The sequence below is a fragment of the Anoxybacillus sp. ST4 genome, from assembly GCF_019448545.1.
Lineage (GTDB): Bacteria > Bacillota > Bacilli > Bacillales > Anoxybacillaceae > Anoxybacillus > Anoxybacillus pushchinoensis.
Genome location: NZ_JAHZOE010000033.1, coordinates 1 through 20006 on the forward strand (window position 1 = coordinate 1; position 20006 = coordinate 20006).

The following is a 20006-nucleotide window of genomic DNA, read 5'->3' on the forward strand; positions in this document are numbered from 1 at the left end:
CAACTGTAAATACAGCTTGTTGTACCGTCAACATGTGATTCACCTCCTTGTCTATCAATATTCACATCATAGACAGGAAAAGCAAAAAATATTCAGCTCACTTTATGATGTGGCTGAATAGTTACGGTCAAAAAGTACATTTTTCTGTTCCTAGCAATAAATGCGAGGGAACAAAGTGGAAAAGTATTTTGTTTTTGATATTTTGTTTTTGAATAGTAGTATCTTGAGAAAGTAACTGTTCAACAAAGAGTTGCTTTTTCATTTTTCAAACATGTTTGTAGAAGATGCTTCAATACGCATTGAAAATCTAGTAAAATATGTAATACATAAAGGAAAGAGATAGGAGAGGATATTGATGCCTGTTTATAATAAACTTGTTCGAGATTTATTAAACGTTGATTTATGGTGAAAATTACAAATTGAAATTCGACAAAAATCGACACTTTTCGCATTGTTTTTCTGTTAGAATACGACTTGCTTTATAAAATTTATTATCTTGTTTAGGCATATTGATAGATGATTAGATTGTAAGTTAGTTTTGAAGAAACTTGTCATTGCAATAAAATACTATATCTTTTCAGAAAGCTTGTCGAAAGTTAGTTTTTTTAGATAGTTAGTTTTTTAGATAATAAGATATAAAATAAGGTAACTAATCTTTTGTTATACACATGCGTTATATTTTATGAAAAATAGACCAATAAATGTTACTATGAGAATGATTCTAATGTTATTTTGTTTGCCAAATATCTTTGTGATTAAATTCCCCGAAAACTATACCGATTAACTAAATCAATAGTAGCATGTTGTTATGTAAAATACATCTTCATTATTAAAGTAATATGATTGTAAAAAATAAATGGTTATGGAGTGAGAAATTATGTTTACTAATCCTTTTGTTATGTATCTTGATAAGTTTAATGTGCTATCCCCTAACCATTCAAAGATATATGATGAATATACTCATGAAAAAGATTTAGAACACTCGTTTGAATTTACTATTTCTACAAAGGTAGAGGAACATTTAAAAAATATTTTCTCTGCTAATCCTCATAGTGTAATTTTAACGGGGAATGCAGGAGATGGGAAAACTAGGATGTGTAGGTTGATTCATGATTACTTCGCTGACCAAAGATTAAAAAGTTGGCCGGAAGAGGGAATTGTTTCAGTACCTTATGAGAAAGGGACTATAAAAATTGTAAAGGATCTATCTGAATTGAAAGAAGAAATTATATACGATATTTTGATGGAACTTCAAAAATATGTTCTTGGTGATCATGAAGAAAAAACTTTCTTTCTTATAGCTGCTAACGAAGGAAAATTAACGAAAACGTTGTCGAAATATAAAGAGCTAGAGTCTATTCGTGAAAAGATAATTGCACGTTTTGAGCATCATGATAATAATGATAATCGATTGAGCGTCTTAAATTTGTTGGATGTTACTTCTTCTGTATATGTGGGGAAAGTTCTAGATAAATGGAACGATGAGGAAAATTGGCGTTTTTGTAATAAATGCGAAAAGAAAGAAAGTTGTGTTATCTATTTCAATCACCAACGAACTTCTCTTTCCAATGTAAAACAAAAAATCATAGATCAGTATCGTTTATTAGACTATTTAGAGACCCATATTACTCTAAGAGAGATGCTAATACATATAAGTTACGTGTTAACAGGGGGATACGTTTGTAGAGACATTTGGGAAGCTGATTATGCTAATGGTAAAGAGAGAGCGTTGAAAGTATACTATCAAAATTTCTATGGTATTAATGTAGGGGAAGAAGCTTTTTCCGAGATGCGTGCTTTAAAAGTTTTTAAATCTTTAGATCCAGGTTTATATTCTTATTCTGGAATCGATGATTTTATTATTAATGGTGATATACATGGAGATTCTGATATAGAAGAAATGCACAAGAAGTTATTTGATAATGGATTAGACATGGAATTTCAATACTTTAGAAATATGATAGAGTTTTATCGAAACTACGGGGAGGGGAATCAAGACTTTTTAGAGAAGTGGATTCCGCGTTTACGTAGAAAATTGTATTTTGAACTAGAAAATGAAAAATATTTTTCTACATTACGTCTTCTTCCATTTGAATACGTTACAGAATACATCAGTATGTTTGGTGATAAGGATGCACAATCGAGAATGCGTAAAGAAATCGTTAATGGATTAAACAGAGCGTTTTCAAGAAGGCTTGTAGAGAAAAGTAGGGGATCATCCTTTCAATTAAAGGCAACAAATGAAAATTTGGTGATCTATGGTTCGTTTAACAGAGGACAAATTCGTTTATACGAAGAGCTTAGCCGTGACGATTTGGATCATATTCCTTCAAAATTTTATTTGTCTATAGATGAAAGTGTAAAATTGAAAATTAACTTGCTAGTTTTCGAATATTTAATGAGACTAAATGCTGGAGGGATGCTTAATATTTTAAGTCAGGATGTAGAAATCTTACTTAATACGTTTAAAAATGAGTTAATACAGATTAGTGAAACAGATGAATCCATTCTGGAAATTTATAGACTTGACAGAGAAAAAGGTTTATATGTTGAAGATGAACTATCCATATAAGAAGAGAGTAATACAAGCAATGCACAAGATAAACGTGGGGTGAAAATACATGTCGACAGGAGCAGAGGGTTTCGCAGCACGGGTAGCTGCACAGGTATGGGGACATCGTTTTATGGACGGACAAAGAGGGCCTGAATATGTCTTAGAGTTTTTAAATGTATTAGTTGGCACTGATTATCGGCTAAATGCGGACAAATACAGAAGGGAGAAGGCGGAGAGGTTTAGAAAATTTATTTTTGAGGGGGATAAAGAAGGTAGTAAGAATGGAATTGTTAAGTTAGAAGAGGACAAAAAAGAGAAGCTATACGAAGTAATCGGAGATAAAGATAGAGTAGCAGTGGTTCGAGAGTTTTTTAGAAATCTCGAAGTACCTCTTTATGATGGGAAGGGAAATTTAGCGAATCGCTCGTGGTATGCAAAGAGTTTATACCCATTGCATGAATCATTGCTTTTTTTTGAGTTAAGAAAAAAAGGTGAAAGTGTCAGTTATGAGAGAAACTTCTTCGCACGAGGGGGAGAGCTCTACTATTTAATGTTATCTTATGGAACCGAACACAAAGAAGATATTAGGGAAGAAATCCAAGATAGAATGAAGGAATTACTTCAAAAAAATAAACCGATTAGCAATATAGTTGAAAAAATGAAAGAGATACTAGATGATGATGTAGAAACAAAAGACTCGGATTATGCATTGTTAAAAAAAGATCCTGATGGTAAGAGAGAATATCCGGAGTTACCGATAACAGATCATCCGCTATTTTTCGAGTTTGTAGAGGAATTTCACCGTCTTATTCATTTGAAGTTAGAAATTAATGAAATGTTTCATCTCTTAGTAAGTTTAGTGTGTTTTCAGTTAGTGCGTTATATGTATGATCGAACGAAACCATGCATAGAAGATAAAGTGCTGATGTTTGTAGATTGTATGGATGGACAAGTTAGTCAAATATTAAAGCTTTCTGCTCAATCATTTCTGCAAAACGAAATTATGGTTCAGCAAATGTTTAATAAAATGATAGAAGAACAATTCATTACAAAGATCAAGGAAATAGAAGAGAAGATTGGGGGAATAGAACAATGGAGTCAAGATCCTAAAAAATTTTTTGAAAATATGGGGTTTGGTAAAACTAGAAACGGAAAGCAACGTATAGAAAAGTTATTGAATAGCTGTAAATCTGTAGATGATTTTGTTGACCAAGCGACAGAAGTTGTTCAGGAAATTGTTTCATCCCAGTTAAAGAAGCACCAGCTTGCTGTTGTAAGGGGAGTAATCAGAGATGGTGGAATGGGGGGATTTCGTGTTGGTACAAACTATCGCTACTTCATGACTGATAAGTTCTTAGAAATGCTCGTTCTCACTAATGTCGAATCACAATGTTCGATAGAATTCTCTGAATTTCTAAAGCTCATATATACAAAGTATGGATTTGTTATAGGGGAAGAACAAGCAAAAATTAGTGGATTATATGAACAGTCTCGATTAAACATTAGTTATTTTCAAAGAAATGAGAATGCTTTAAGAGAAAAACTGAAGAAAAATGGTCTTTTGATAGAATACTCTGATGCTACTGCTATGATAAAAAATCCCTATCACTCAGTAAAAGAAAAGGTGGTTTTATGATAACTAGTGAACAATTTCTGGCTAAATGGGTTAGAGAAGTATTACTAAATCATTTTAGAAAACAGAAAGAGCGTTCGGAGAAATTATTTATAAAGGTTAGTGGGTTGACTGAAAGGGATATCTGCATTGTTTTAGAGGAACTTTCAGATAAAATGACTTCTCTTCGGAGTTACTATGATCCTGTTATTCGTACTATTTCACCGGTTTCAGGATTTGATCAGTTTAAATTTCAACAGTATGAAACGAGCACATGGCTAAGAAACAATATACAACCTAATCAAGCTTTAGTTTTAATTATTAATAAGATGACTCCAGAGGCACAGAGTCTTGAAAACTTATTTGCTATAGATGAATCCTATCTTCTTTCGCAAAAAGGACTAGAGATTCTATATGAGTTATTGTCAAATGAGTTTCGACTAGCGACTGATGAAATTAACGAACTTAAAATCTTTTTAGAGATGATGAATAATGTGGCTGAACCACAACTTCGTAATCTTGTTGAGTTTGTGGTTTCTATTTTAAGTGATAATGATCCAGTCATCGTTCACAAAATACAACGTAATTTACCTGTTTTTGGATTGTTTAGAGACTCAAAGTTACAAATTAATAAGCAACGTGTTGAACGATTAAAAAATAACTATATGTTAGCAAACCTACAGAAAGGTTCATCGCTATTGGATACAGAGAGCCTCTTAGATAAACTAAATGCTTTTTTAGAGTATGAAGAGAGTAATGGTTGGATAAGTGAACTATGGGATGAGGTGTCTCCTGAGCAGTTTCGTAAAGAGGCTATTTCTTTTATTCGAACTGCTGATAAGACTTTACTAAAGTATGATTACGAACTCATTGAAGGGATTTTTAACTTCAAGGTAAAGCGAACACTAGTTGAGAGAATTAAAGACATTCTAACTCCTGAGCAACGTGAAGATAAGGAAAAGATTGAGAGAGGACTTGATGCTATCAGTCGAGGAGAAAATCCTGAAGATATTCAAGAATTTGTCGAAGAGTACGGAAAGGAACTTTCGAATTTCCCTAATATTATTAAGTCCATAAATAGATTAGTAGAGAAATTAAAACATCCATCAGAGTATGAGGATATATATGCAGCCTTACTATACGAAGCTTTTATTCTTATTGATGAAAATATAGATAAAAAAAATTTAGATAAGGGCTTCTTTCGACTAAAAATGGATAACTCTAAAGTGAGCGAAAAGGCACGGGAACTACTAGTTTTATATTTTCGTAATTTATCTAATGTTACTCCTAATGTCCAATTTGACGAGAGAAGCATTCCTCAGGAATATTTTGAGGAGATTAACGAAACAGATATTACGTTTGAATTGTCTCTAATTGTGGACGAACAAATTCTAGGATCGAAAAAATTTAAGATACTAAACTTTACAGAGAATGAGGCCTATCAGCTACTTGAGGAAGTGCAAAAAGGTGAACTTCCTTATGTTAAAGTATATTCACAGCAGGAAGTAAAAAAATCTAATGTGAAAATACTTGTTGAAGATAAAGTAAGACACTACATCACTGCTAAAACTGAAGGGATGAGTGAACACTTCGAGCGTTTTAATAATTTTATGGATGAATATCTGATTATCTTAAAGCGAGCTAAAGAAGAAGGGCTATGTAACATTGATTACGATGATTTAAATAAGAAACTTATCGAACTTTTATCTAATGTATATTCATCTGTAAATGTAGTTAAATCTATTTATAAAGGTTTACAATACATTGGTGTAATAGATATATTTAATGGGGATAGCGAAGAGGCTAATGCACCTTGTGAAAGAATTGTTAGTGTATTCAATCCGATCCGATTGTTGAGTTATGGAAATCGAATGAAAGCAATCAATCAACAATTGGAGGAATGGTTAAAAAAAGAAACAGAAGAAGAACTCACTATTTATAAAGTAGATGACTATCTCACCTACATTACAGATAAATATTCAAAATTGTCACCTAGATATTTTGTAAACGAAGATGAACAAACATATTTATTTGAAGTAACAGAGAAGTTCGGAAATGGTTTTTTTGTTACTAGTACACAATCAGCTATTTCAAGCAATTACCTTGCTAAAGAACTCTCGAATGAAGTTGTAAATGTCGTTAAAAACTACTTGGAAGTGTATCCTTATGCTAAAGATGGGTTGGACCTTCTATTGTTATATTGTCAAGGTGCTGATGTCGTAACTAAAACAGTAGATGAACTCTTTCGGAAAATACCGGAGCTATCTAAATTGAAATTAACTGTACACAGCACTCGAGCAGCTCAGTTGCACAAAGAACTAAATAGTTGGATTGAATTAAGAGAGGAATATAGAACACCAGAAATAAATAAAAAATTCCCTAAATTAGAAATAAATATATTGGATGGTAAAAAAATAGGGGAAATATCTTCGCAAATTAACTCACAGATGTTTGACGCAGACATGGTAGTGCTTATGGACTATTTCGGACAAAATGATCATGTAGGATATATGTTTCAAAAAATAAAGCCAAATAGCACAGAAGATTGGTTTGTAGCTCCTTACAAAGAACCACTTTCTGATCAAGAAGCACTTAAACGTATTCCTTATGTGAGCGATTGTATACCGAAAGTTTTGCAATATTTTTATCAAATGCAATACATTATCCATAGTAAATGCATGCCATCGGAAGACGAGTTACATCTTCTTAATGTAACAATATCAGCGAGTCATTTCAGTGACGGGCTCTTAATTGATTTTATGCATGATCATTTTAACTGGGTAATGATCATGGATCGCTTCTTAGATAAATCGTTGTTGCAAAAGGCGTCATCTAAAGCCCAAATCATACAATACAAGTCTAGAGTCGGTAAGACTAAGAGCTTTAAGTTAATTTTATCTTCTTCTGAGTATATACGAAAACTTAGTAATAACTCTAAAGATCATGCATATTATGATCGACTATACAAAAAATTGTCTAATATTCTAAAAAACAACAATATTCGTCGAGATGTTATAATTAATGCAGTAAACAAAGTAAAAGATATTTCAGGCGCACTAGTTTTAAAAGTCATTGGTCCAGGAAAGTATGCACATGAAATGTTGGCAACTTATTTATCAATAGAGAAGAGAAAAAAAGAAGATGCCATTCTACATGTATGGTCTTTATGTGATGAATTACCATGGTTTTCTTCAAATAAAAGAAGACCAGATTTAATTTCTACCATGATCTATATGCATAATGGGAAGATTGCTATAGACTTTGAAGTGATTGAGTTAAAATTTGTGAATCATCTCAATTTAGATCGTGAAAGATTGGATGCACTAAAGCAAGTAGAGGTAGGTCTCAATGAGTACAAGAGCAGGTTTTTGTTTTCAAAAAGGCATGCTGATGCAGTTTATTGGAGGGACGAATTAGTACACTACTTAATTGAAAAAAGAGCTTATTCTCCAGAACAAGTAGAAGTGTTAAAACAACTTCAACGAGTGTCACCTAATGATATAGAAGTGAATTTAGTCGGATCCATTGATGTTTATTGTTATACATCTAATCTTTCTGACAGAACTTGGGATAAAGTTCAAGAAGGTATATACGTAGAAGTATTAGGAGAATGTAAAAATTTTATCCATAATCGTCACTATATTCTTCAATGTTTAGGAACACATGAGGATGTTGTTCCTGAATATGAAGAGTTTCATACAGAAGAAGAACATCCTCGTGGAGCAGGGACTAGCAGTATTCATTGTAATGAAGTACCTGAAAACCATTTAATTAATGCAGAAGAAAACGAAAGTGAACAAACTATAGATGATGAAGAGGTTCAGGGATTACAAAAAAATTCAAACAGCTACGAGGGATATAATAATTCCTCCCAGCATGACTATCCAGAAGAGCTTGCGCTGCAAGGAATAAGTATAATGCATCCACATAAAGAGATAGATCACAAAAGTATAACAGAAGGTTTAGAAAAAGTTTTGGTCCGAAATTTTCTGAAAAATGGTTTGAATATCAAGATTAAGGAAAGCATAGTGGGATCGAGCGTAATAAGATTTTATTTAGATGTACCAAGTGAAATAACAATAAAGAAAATTACTTCACGATCTCAGGACATTCAAATTTGGCTTAAACTAAACAACGAACCGAACTTCGCGATTGATAATCGAGGAATATATATGGATATTGTGCGTGAAGATCCTGATATTATCTATTTTGAAAAGTTTATGAAACTTGTGAGAGAACAGTTAGGTGCCAAAATTAATAATACAAATTTGATAACTCCTTTAGGTCTAGATCCTTTAAACAATGTAGTGAGTATAGATCTATCTGACTCTATCACTCCTCATTTGCTCGTTGGAGGTACAACAGGGAGTGGAAAGAGTGTTACACTACACTCGATAATTTTAAGTATCATGTGCTTATATAATCCTGAAGATGTCCAGTTTTTATTTATTGATCCTAAGCAAGTTGAGTTCAATTTTTATGAGAATAAAAAACATACAATGAGAGTAATTACGGATATCGGTGAGGCTGTTAAGGCTTTAGAATCACTTGTTGATGAAATGGATATGCGTTACTCAATGATGAATAAAGAGTATGTAAGTAATTTAGAGGAATTTATAAATATTACTGGTCAAAAGTTACCGAGAATTGTCGTTGTTTTTGATGAATTCGCTGATTTTATGAGCCAGGATAAAGAGATTGCAAAAAGGGTTGAAACATCTATACAGCGACTAGGACAAAAAGCGCGTGCTGCTGGAATTCATTTGATTATTTGTACTCAGTATCCGAAAGCTGAAATTATTAACACAAAAATACGTTCTAATTTACCTGGAAGATTGGCTTTGAAGGCAGCGGATGCTGTTGCCTCACATGTTATTTTGGACCAGGAAGGGGCAGAAAGATTGGCCGGAAAAGGAGATTTTCTAGCTAAAACAAACGGTAATCCAATTCGTGGAAAAAGCCCGTATTTGACAACTGAAGTGAAGAGGGCCTTGCTAAAGTATTTTGAGAAAAATGAAGCATCTAGATAATAATTTATCTAGATGCCTTCTTTTCGTTATATTATTTTATTGGATATAATGTTCCAACAATAGCAGGAGGAGACAAAGAATGGCTTATGGTCAACATCAAAGCTTTTACTTACGAGATCGATGGCTAAGTAAAGGGATAAAACATTTAATGAATGACGAAAGGTTCTTTTATAATAAAGACTCCTTTGAAGTAATTGGGCTTGGAAAGAATATGTTACAATCGCTACGTTTTTGGTTAGTTGCTACTCGTTTGGTTGAGGAAAAGTTCAATAGTGAACAAAAGAAAATACACCATATAACTCCACTAGGTTGTACGATATATAAATTTGACAAATTTATAAGATTTTACGACACAGCATCTATTTTGCATTATGAGTTAACTAAGGAAAGAGAGCCTGCCACCGCTTGGTATTGGTTTTTCAATATTTTGAGTCAAACTGTGTGTTCTAAAGAAGAGTTATTACAAGCGTTTGTTGAGTGGGTCAGTAGGGAAGAAAAAAGAGAAGTATCAGCAAAATCTTTAAAGCGTGACATCGAATGTTTAATTAAATTGTATACTGCTGGACAAACAACCTTTGATCCAGAAGAAATTATTCAAAGTCCCCTTCATAAGATAGGATTAATTGAAGATATGGGGGGAATTATAAGGAAGAAAGAAGGGAATTTAGAGAATATAGGTTTAACGGCTCTAATGTATTCTCTATTGGATTATGGACAGAGAAAAGGAGTGGAGGTTATAGCGGTTGATGAAATCGTAATAGAAGAAGGATTGTGGGGAAAAGTTTTCAATATGAGTCGAGCAAATATTGTGGGGGCATTAGAAATTCTGAGTAATCATCCAATATATAAGATTTCTTTTATACGTACCAATAATCTTGATACGATAAAACTCCCATCTATTTCTGCGATCGACTATATCAAATATGAGTATGAGAGAAAGGTTGAGGTTTTAATATGAGTTTTAAGGCTAGTGTTAACATCAAGTTTGATTTTGGGAAAAAAGAATTTTTTGAAAGATATATCCCTACGCCTTCTCATGCACATGTTCTTAGAGGTTTGTTAAGAGGATTTAATGGTGTCGGAACAAAAGCGCATATTGTAGTAGGTCCCTATGGAACTGGAAAATCACTTATCGGGACTTTGGTGAGTGGTATTGTTTCGAGGAGAGTTGAGAGAGAAATATTTGACTCACTTATAGAAAAATTCAATCGAGTCGATGATGATGTGTACCGTGAATTAGAGAAAGTAAGAAATCATGAGCGAGTATATTTGCCAGTAATTTTAAATGGGTACGAGGGGGCTTTTCGCCAATCTGTATTTTCAGCAATAGTAAGAACGCTGAGAGAAAATAAACTTTCGATTACTATTCCAGGAATTGTGGCAAAAATTCTATCGGTCATAGATGTTTGGAAGAGTGATTACCCTAAAACATATGAAAATTTTTTAAAACTTTTGGGTGAATACAAGAAAGATTTAGAGCTTTGGAGGTTAGAATTACTTAGTTTTAATGAAAAAGAAGTTGAATGGTTTAAAAGTATCTACCCTTCCCTTACATCAGGTGCCCAGTTTGTAATGGATTATGAAGACGATTTTATATCTCAAATACAGTATGTATTAAGAGAACTTAATAAAAAAAATATGGGTATTTTTATGATTTATGACGAATTCGGTAGGTTTGTACAAAATATGCCGATTGAACAAATTCATCAAACAATGCAGGATATTCAAGACTTAGCTGAGCTAGCAGATCATAGTTCCGAAAATTTCCATTTAATGTTTATTACTCATAAGAATTTGCGACATTATTTTTTGAAATATAATGATGAATATAAAAGTGAGTTTCAGAGAATCGAGAAAAGATACGCTCTTTATCACATTGAAAATGACCGAGCGACGTACATAAGACTAATACAAAATGTTATTGGTGAGTTAAATAAAGGGGAAAAGATTACAAAATTCAAAAAAGAAGAGTATGTACGTTGTTTGCGTAAATTTTCTATTTTTCCTGAATTAAATCAAGTAGAAGTTGAGAAATTAGTGATTGAAGGAGCGTATCCGCTACATCCAGTTTCTTTAGCCTTATTGCCTACACTTTCTAGTCTTTTTGGGCAAAATGAGCGAACCTTATTCACATTTTTACAGAGCTTTCAAGTAGGAGGATTTCTTGATTTTATATCTAATCATAGCGGTGTATATACTGCTTCTAACCTATTCGACTATTTCTTTCCTAGTGCAGAGGAAATAGAAGTATACGAAGAGTTTGATGATTTGAATATATATCAGAAATTAACAAAGAAAATCCCTAACCTATCAAAAAAACACGGGGATATTTTGAAATTTATTGCATTGTGGAGTTTGGCTGGGATGCAGTCAAAGTGTCCGCTAACTTTAGAATTTATCTCCTTTTCGATGGATATGAGTACAAATGAAGTAAAAGTTTTTTTAAATGAACTTTCAGAATTGAAGGCTGTTCGGTTTAATTCTATCCGTGGTTACTGGGAGTTGTTTGACGGTAGTTCATTTAATATCGATGAGTTAATGGAGAGTAAGCTCTTATTATTGAATTTATCGAAGGACAAAAAGATACAGATTCTTGAAAAACATCTGAACAAAAAGTTCTATTTAGCAAATGAATACAATGACGTAAAAAGTATGACTCGTTTTGCATCTGTCCATTTAGTGTTTAGCTCTGACATTTTAAACGGCGATTTATTAGCTACAAAACATAAAGGGCAATCCGATTTATTAATCTATTTTGTACTATTAGAGTCTATCAAAGATAGAGAAAAAGTGAGTAAAATATTGAATGCTCGCAAAGATATGTATGCCATTTATTGTCTTCCTAATTTTGAGTGGGTGCCAGTAAATAAGTACCTTGAACATTATGAGGTAGTTAGTGCATTTTTAAGAGATAATGAGCTGTTGAAAAATGATCCATATCTAAAGCAAGAATTAATATTAAAAAAGGAAGAAATATCTTTTAATATTAAAAAATTTTTAGATAGATACATGAGCTTTAACAGTAATTTAGAATGGATTGTATGTGGAGAGAAAAGAGAAATTAAGAATGAATATATTTTAGAAGGTGTTTTATCCCAGATTATGTTTAGGATTTATCCTTATACTCCTGAAGTAAGAAACGACTCATTTAATAGAAAGTTTGTTAATCGTGTTCAGTTGAAGGCGGCATACAATGTCATTGATCATGTTATTAAACATTACGATAAGCCTCACTTCAATATTACTGGGAATGGGCCAGATTACTTAATTTATGCTACTATATTTAAGAACAATCAATTAGATATTAGAAATCTGGATAATATAAAAAATGAGAATTTTCGGTTACTACGTGAATCGCTAGTTGAAAAATTACGAAAAAACCCATCAGGATGCTTAAAAGATTTAGTGGATATACTACGAAATCCTCCATTTGGAATTCGAGAGCCATTAATACCTATTTACATTGTCAGTCTTCTACGTGACAAATGGGATAATATTTCGTTTTATAGAAACGATATGTACGTTTCAGAAATTAATGGGGAAAATTTATTCAAGATGGTTTCAGATGCAGAACATTACATTTATTTTTACTATGAATTTGGTTATGAGTATGAGGAGTTGTTTAAACTACTCGAAGAAATTTTTAAAAGGCACATAGATGAGGAATTGATGATGGCTCCTAAACATATTAGGGTGGCTAAAGCTTCTTTAAGATGGATGAGATCATTACCAAGATTTACACAAGTAACATCTAAAATGGAAGAGGATTTGATTTACCTTAAAGAAAAAATTCGTCAGATGGAGGTAAATCCTAACCAAGCGCTTCAGAAGTTAGTTGAAAGGTATAGAGGTAATTTAGATGTTCTGAAAGATCACATAGATTCAATAGAAAATTTTTACAAAAATATGAAGGATAAAATTAAGAAAGGTGTATATGAAGCTACAGGCGTTTCTTCTTATGAAGACTTAGTTTGCTGGGCTAATAACCAGAATCCCGTATCTAAAAAACAAAATCACCTTGTATCAACAGTTTTGGAATCAAATTCTGAAAACTGGCTTGACTTACTTATTGATCGTATGATCGGGGTAAGTTTAGATGCATGGTCTGATAATACTGTGCAAATGTTTTTTAATCAGATAAGTAATGAATACAGTCAATTAGTAAACAAAAATTCCAACAAAGCGGAGAATATTCATTTAATTATTGATGGGGACACAAAGGTTATTTCTAAAGTGAATCTTTCACCTAAATCACAGACACTGTATCAAAATATTAATCGAATCATTAAAAATGGTGGAAAAACTGTTCCACAAGAGGAAATAGAGTATCTAATCTATCAATTAGTTAAAAATTTTGTTAAATAAAGGGGTGTTATTGTGGCTGAGAGAAAAAAAGTACACGTAGCAATGTTCAGCGGTGGGGCCGCTAGTGCCTATGTGGCATATCAAATGGTTCAGACATACGGAAAAGAAAATAGTATGCTCTTTTTTACCAATACACTTTGGGAAGACGAAGATAATTATCGCTTCATGGAAGAAGTAGCTGAGTATATAGGGATTGAAATTACAGAACGAATAGATGGACGTACGCCTGAGGAAGTTTTCTATGACTATCGATTTCTAGGGAATTCACGTTTAGCCAAATGCTCCGAAGAATTAAAAGTGAGACAAACTGTAATGTTTATTGAAGAACTGCGCGATGAACATAATTTAGAACCAATTTTATATTTCGGAATTGGTCCACATGAAAAACATCGTGCAGATAACTTGAGGGAGTTTTATAAACATGTTCCACTTGAACCAGTAGAGACTCGGTTTCCGATGATAGAGACTTTTGTCGCAGATATTGATGTGAAATCTATTATACAAAATGAGTGGGGGATTCGATTACCACGAATGTATGAACTCGGGTTTGCTCACGCCAATTGCGGTGGTCGTTGTGTGCGTGGAGGGTTTCAACACTATGCTCAACTTTACAAGATTTGGCCAGAACGTTATAAAGAGCAAGAAGAGATGGAAGAGAGATTCCGTAGACACTTTCAAAAAAATGTGTCTATATTAAAAAAAGATGGAAAACCATTTACTCTAAAAGAGTATCGTGAACAGATGGAGCGTGAGGGAGTAGAGAAATTCTTAAAGAAATCAGATGATACTGTCCCTTGTGTATGTTCTTACTCATGAACACCTATAGTGCTAGTTGGGTGTTAATGCTCAACTAGTACCACGGGTTAAGAAATATGTTTATTGCAAAATTAAAGTGCAGATATGTGCAAAATTTTTATACAAATGGTTATGCAGAGGGGCTTTACATGGAGGGGCAGTCATGATAACTTGTTTGGGTTTTCCAAATCTGCTACAGCTGGCCGCTTGGCAAAAGAATCATGGCTGCAGAGGCTCCATGTCAAGCCCTTAATAACGGAAATTCAGATTTGATTTTTATGCAATAGAAACAAATTTATATACTGCAACACTCTGCACTTTTTCCTTGCAAAAACATCTTAGCTGTGCTTTATATTGAAAGATATTTTTGGAGCTATACATGCTATATATACGATTAGTTTTCGGACGATCTGCTTATTGCATAGTGTAGAAAGGGATTGCGCCATCATCTCTATGCACTTGAAGATATGGTTCGTCTAAAAATGTACTGATTTTACAAATACAATCCACCAAAAATTCCTTATTTTATATTATATAATGGTACAAAAATCCTATTTTCCACTGGAGCTGGTTTAGATGGCGTACACGATTCCGGAAACGATTCGTTCAAGTGCAACCGCAGGTGAGCGACTGTTGTTTCGAACGCTAAAAACATATTTGCCAGATGACTATATTGTCTATTATGAACCGGAGATTCGAGGAAGACGTCCGGATTTTGTCATTATTGGTCCTGATTTAGGGCTTGTTGTGCTTGAGGTAAAAGATTATACATTATCGACATTGCTTCATTTGAATAATGATGAATGGACGATTGTAAATAGCGCTGGTGAGCAGGTGACAGTAAAAAGTCCGTTTAAGCAAGCGAGAGATAACGCGTTTCATATTGTTGATGTATTGAAAAAAGATAAAAGTTTAGTTCATTTAGAAGGAAAATATCAATTTCAGCTGAAGTTTCCTTACGGGTATGGGGTTGTTTTTACAAGAATTTCACAAAAAGACTTAGTGAAAAAACAGTTGTATCCGGTTGTTGATCCGAATTTTTGTCTGTTGCGTGATGAAATTGATCCGGACAAAGAAACGTTTAGCGAAGAAGTATTGTTTGAAAAAATATGCAATATGTTTGTCGTTCCGTATCGATTGCGAACACCTTTAACAAAAGAAGAAATTGATGCAATTCGTTATCATCTTTTTCCAGAAGTGCGCATCAGCGCCGAGTTTCGTCCACCTGTTCCATATCAAGATCAAGTACTTTTATCGCTCCACGACATTAAAGCAATGGATTTGCATCAAGAAAATTTAGCCAAGCAGCTCGGTGATAAAAACCGTTTAATTCGTGGGGTGGCTGGAAGTGGAAAGACGCTTATTTTAGCTAGTCGGGCGAAGCTGTTGGCGAAACAACATCCCGATTGGAAAATTTTAATTTTGTGTTATAACATTTCGCTCGCGCAAGGGATTCGCCAAATGCTACACCATATGTTACATGAACCAGATTCGTTATTTGATTTTGACTTTACAAAAGAAGATGGGATGGCGAAAACGGTAGGCGATCAAATTATTGTCCGTAACTTTCATGAATGGTTGAAGCATGATTTAAAAATGTCCGAGCAACAAATTCCATACATGTTAGAGAAGCTTAATCAAAAAGAAGCGATCTTGCCAATGTATGACGCCATTTTAATTGATGAGGGACAAGATTTTTCTTCGGACTGGCTGGCGCTTGTTAGTAAACTATTGAATCCAGCAACTCAATCGCTTCTTCTTGTAGAAGATCGAGCGCAGACAATTTATAGACGAAAACGATCATATGTGCAAGATACAGGATTAAGTTTTCAAGGGCGTTCTAAGGTGTTGACGATTAATTATCGAAATACGGCACAAATTGTGAAATTTGCATGGGATTTTTATCGTGAGCATTCGGTACTAAGCAATAAAGTGGCCCAACGCGAGTTTGAAGGAGAAATTATCGCCCCACAAAGTACGCGGCGGAAAGGACCAGAGCCGGCCATTGTAAGAACAGAGAACTTTGGACAAGAAATGCAAATGGTTGCGAAGCAAATGAAGCGATTATATGAAGAGAAAAACGTGCCGTATTCGGAAATGCTTATTTTGTATCGAGTGAAACGAACGCATAAACAAAACATAATCGATGTCATTAAGCGGGCGTTGGAAAAAGAGCAAATCCCTTATTATTGGCTCGCGGAAGATGAAACAACAAAGCGAAAATTTTCTCGCGATGAAGAAACCGTTAAAATTAGCACAATTGAAAGTAGTAAAGGTCTTGATTTTCAAGCCGTGTTTATTGTCAATGTTGACAACATGCCATTTGCACTCGAAGAAGATCGTGAACGGGAAGTATCGTTGTTGTATATCGGCATGACAAGGGCGAAAGAATACTTATGTTTGTCTTATTCGGGGGAGTCCGAATTTACACGGTATTTCGAGCAAGTTCGCACGAGCAGATTGCAGAAGAAAAAGGAAGAAAAAGTAAATGGTTCGTAACTTTGTTCTTTTGAAAGGAGAATTTCATGGGACGATCCCAAATAACCTTAGATAAATTATACGACCGCGAAGAACAGCTTCTTGAAGAGTTAAATAGCGGTGAGGCAAAAGATTGGGTTTATTATGAAATTGTCGATGTGTATGAGAAAATGGTCCGTTACTTATCCCGTTGTTCAGCAGAGGAAAAAGAGGAACATGGGTTTGAGTATGTGAAAAAACAGCTCGTGAGTTATTTGATTCATTATGGAACATATTTGAAAACACAGCTTAAAAAAGACGAGCATATGGCGAAAACAGCGTTTCAAAAAGCGTTGAGATATGATTCGGAAAATCCGATTGCCCATTATCGTCTCGGATTTTTAGCGTATAAGGCGAAAGAGTACGCAAAGGCGCAGCGTTACTTTGAAAAAGCGCTTGAATATCAAAAGACGTATTCGAATCCGGAGTTTTGCTTAAATGAACGACAGCTATATTATGCGCATCTTTATTTGGCGAATAGCGCCTTGTTTATGGCAGAAAAAACGTATCGATCGCTTGAGAAATTTCCTGATTATATAAACGATCAAGGTGCGCCTGCGGAACTTTCGTTTTTGCATGAATGGTTGCAGCGAAACGAAAATATTTTAACGATGCAGGCATTTACGAAATGGACACCGGCTGGTAAAGCGTATTGTTCAAAAGAAGAATGTGAAGAAATCATGATGGATCCTCCTAAAAATACAGTCGTTCTTTATTTTTCCGATCGCGAAAATATTGTCGCCTATGGTGACAAAGAAGTGCGCTTGCCACGCGATCCTGCGGAAATGCTTTGTTATTTTTTGCTGAAAACAAATGAAAATCGTCCAGCAACGAAATATGATGTAGAGGTGTTTTTTCGGCGTAGAGAGAATGACGAGATTCGTACGAATACGTTTATTCAAAAAGTAAGGCGTCTTCGGGAAAGGCTAAGTCGCGTTCGGGTGCCCGATATGATCGACTCATGTCAGTTTCGAGGGGAAACGGCCTACTATTACAACGGTGTTGTTGATTATATCATTATGTATCGAAGTGATTATACGTTTATGTTTCGCGACGATTTGTGATGACATGTGTGTCATCGCTCTTTTTTTATACTAAGTTTGTAAATGATGAAAAGGAGCGATGATGCGATGAAAACATGGAATCAATTATTTATTCGCCAAGGGTTTGTTGTAGAGGAAAAGCATCCGAATGAGTTTATTTGTACCAACGAGAGAAAAGAAAACGTCGAGTTTTTGTTGAAAAGTTTGGATGTAGCGAATGTCGATTATACGTTTTGGGACGATGTATTAACGATTGATAGCCCGCCGATTAGTGAAAAACAATGGCTGAAAGCAGTCGATGTTCCGTGGCGCGGAGTTAGCGAGTCACTAGGGCTAGAAGAACCGAACGTATTTGAGTTAGATACGTATATGAGCGGTATCATTCGTGAGTTGAATCGTTTGGGGCTACGTACCGTTTTTTGTTGTGACGGGCATGGGGAAAGAAGTCCTCATGTGTGTTTCGATGAGCGGACAAATATCGAGAAAGTGTTGCAGTTGTTGAATGCACTTCAAGTTAATGTTCACTTGCGGCATTCTCGTTTTCATAAGGTCGTATTTTTGACAAAAAGAGAACGACTTCTTGATCTCGCTGAGCACATGCGGAAAGTACAAATAAATTGGCTAGAACAAGGTGAAGAATATATTCGGAAAATGTTGTTTCTTCATACACTTGAAGAGTTGCTTAGTGTTTCAGGGGAAAGTGGAAATGAAGATGACATTCGCACGGTTGTGCATGGGAAACTCGCCCCTTATGTTGACAACATCACCACCGATCGATATGGAAACTTGCTTGCACAAAAGAAATGCAAAACAGGACATGGACCGACGATTTTGTTGAACGCTCATTTAGATACGGTAGAAGCTTTCGCGCCAGGAAGAACAATTGTGAAACAAGGAGCGATTTGGTCGAGCAGCAAAGGCATTTTAGGAGGAGATGATCGCGCGGGAGTGGCAATTTTACTTGAAATGGCAAAATGGCTTGACACGTCAGCTTTTAATGGGACAGTTAAGTTCATTTTTACAGTCGAAGAGGAATGTGGGCTTGTTGGTGCAAGACATGTTGACGAACATTTTCTTTGGGATGTCGATGCAGCGATTGTTGTTGATCGGCGAGGAAGTGGCGATATCGTTACCTCATGCGGTACCTTTGAAAAGTTTTGCGATGCTCAATACCGACAGTTTTTCGAACAGATCGCTTCCGAAGTTGGATTAACGGGCTGGAGATGTACTGCAGGGGGAAGTAGCGATACGAGAATTTGGGCAGAACATGGCATCCAAAGTGTGAACTTATCTGTCGGGTATGAAAAAGAACATACAGAAGATGAAACATTAAACACGGATGCTTGCTATGAGACGGTACGACTCGTTCAAGCAACATTGAATGAACCAAGGGGTTTGTTACGGGCGGCACGTGGCTTAGGTGTAGGTGTGGGGCATAAATAAAAAGTGCTTGGGAACAGTGTCTGGTACCAGTGATAAAGCAGATAGTACTGTAGTGAGACGCCCCCAAGCACTGTTTGAGAAGAGGCAGAGAGCAATAATTTTTCTCTCTGCTTTTCCATTTCTAAAGCAGGAACATCGCTACTTTTGTCGAAATATGCACCAAAACGGAAAGTGAGGTGCATACATGTCCATTGATCATGATCGGTTGTTTAAAGAGTTGATTCAAACGTTTTTTGAGGAGTTTATTCTTCTCTTCTTCCCGTATGTGCATGAGCATATCGACTTTCAGCACGTAGCTTTTTTGTCAGAGGAACTGTTCACGGATGTGACGGCAGGGGAGAAGTATCGCGTTGATTTGCTTGTTGAAACAAAATTAAAAGGGGAGGACGGTTTGATTATCGTCCATATTGAAAATCAAAGTTATGTGCAACTGTCATTTCGAGAACGGATGTTTATTTACTTCAGCCGTTTGTTTGAAAAGCATCGTAAACCTATTTTGCCAATTGCAGTATTTAGCTACTGTTAAAGCCGATGATAAAATCCCCAATATAGCCGGAATAAAATTCCCCACTTACAATAGAACCATAGTGTCAATGAGAGGAGCTATGGTTCATGATTACGAGAGGGGAATTTTTTATGATCAAAGA

Annotated in this window: 9 protein-coding genes and 1 pseudogene; all 10 read left to right on the forward strand. The window is 34.8% G+C overall.

Annotation, left to right across the window (positions count from 1 at the left end):
• The first annotated feature begins 877 nt into the window (after window positions 1-877).
• On the forward strand, window positions 878-2572 hold the full coding sequence (locus K1I44_RS13555; protein ID WP_219986457.1) for a hypothetical protein: 1695 nt from the start codon (window positions 878-880) through the stop codon (window positions 2570-2572).
• Window positions 2573-2621: 49 nt separating this feature from the next.
• Window positions 2622-4190 (forward strand): hypothetical protein, encoded by a 1569-nt coding sequence (locus K1I44_RS13560; protein WP_219986458.1) that lies wholly within the window; start codon window positions 2622-2624, stop codon window positions 4188-4190.
• The gene (locus tag K1I44_RS13565; RefSeq protein ID WP_219986459.1) at window positions 4187-9196 is read left to right on the forward strand and encodes an FtsK/SpoIIIE domain-containing protein; all 5010 of its coding nucleotides are present in this window, start codon (window positions 4187-4189) and stop codon (window positions 9194-9196) included. Before K1I44_RS13560 ends, K1I44_RS13565 begins: the two co-directional genes overlap by 4 nt.
• A 79-nt stretch (window positions 9197-9275) precedes the next feature.
• Window positions 9276-10154, forward strand: a complete 879-nt coding sequence (locus K1I44_RS13570) for a DUF4007 family protein (protein WP_219986460.1) — start codon at window positions 9276-9278, stop codon at window positions 10152-10154.
• Window positions 10151-13561, forward strand: coding sequence for a hypothetical protein (locus tag K1I44_RS13575; protein ID WP_219986461.1), 3411 nt, complete (start codon window positions 10151-10153; stop codon window positions 13559-13561). The genes K1I44_RS13570 and K1I44_RS13575 overlap by 4 nt, the downstream gene beginning before the upstream one ends.
• Window positions 13562-13573: 12 nt before the next feature.
• Window positions 13574-14377: a hypothetical protein gene (locus K1I44_RS13580; RefSeq protein ID WP_370628013.1), complete on the forward strand. Its 804-nt coding sequence runs from the start codon at window positions 13574-13576 to the stop codon at window positions 14375-14377.
• A 555-nt stretch (window positions 14378-14932) separates the two neighbouring features.
• On the forward strand, window positions 14933-16855 hold the full coding sequence (locus K1I44_RS13585; RefSeq protein ID WP_219986462.1) for a 3'-5' exonuclease: 1923 nt from the start codon (window positions 14933-14935) through the stop codon (window positions 16853-16855).
• A gap of 26 nt (window positions 16856-16881) precedes the next feature.
• Window positions 16882-17937, forward strand: a complete 1056-nt coding sequence (locus K1I44_RS13590; RefSeq protein ID WP_219986463.1) for a tetratricopeptide repeat protein — start codon at window positions 16882-16884, stop codon at window positions 17935-17937.
• Window positions 17938-18003: 66 nt separating this feature from the next.
• On the forward strand, window positions 18004-19359 hold the full coding sequence (locus K1I44_RS13595) for a M20/M25/M40 family metallo-hydrolase (protein WP_219986464.1): 1356 nt from the start codon (window positions 18004-18006) through the stop codon (window positions 19357-19359).
• A 184-nt stretch (window positions 19360-19543) separates the two neighbouring features.
• Window positions 19544-19879: pseudogene (locus K1I44_RS13600) on the forward strand (Rpn family recombination-promoting nuclease/putative transposase); the annotation flags it as partial.
• Between the last annotated feature and the right edge of the window lie 127 nt (window positions 19880-20006).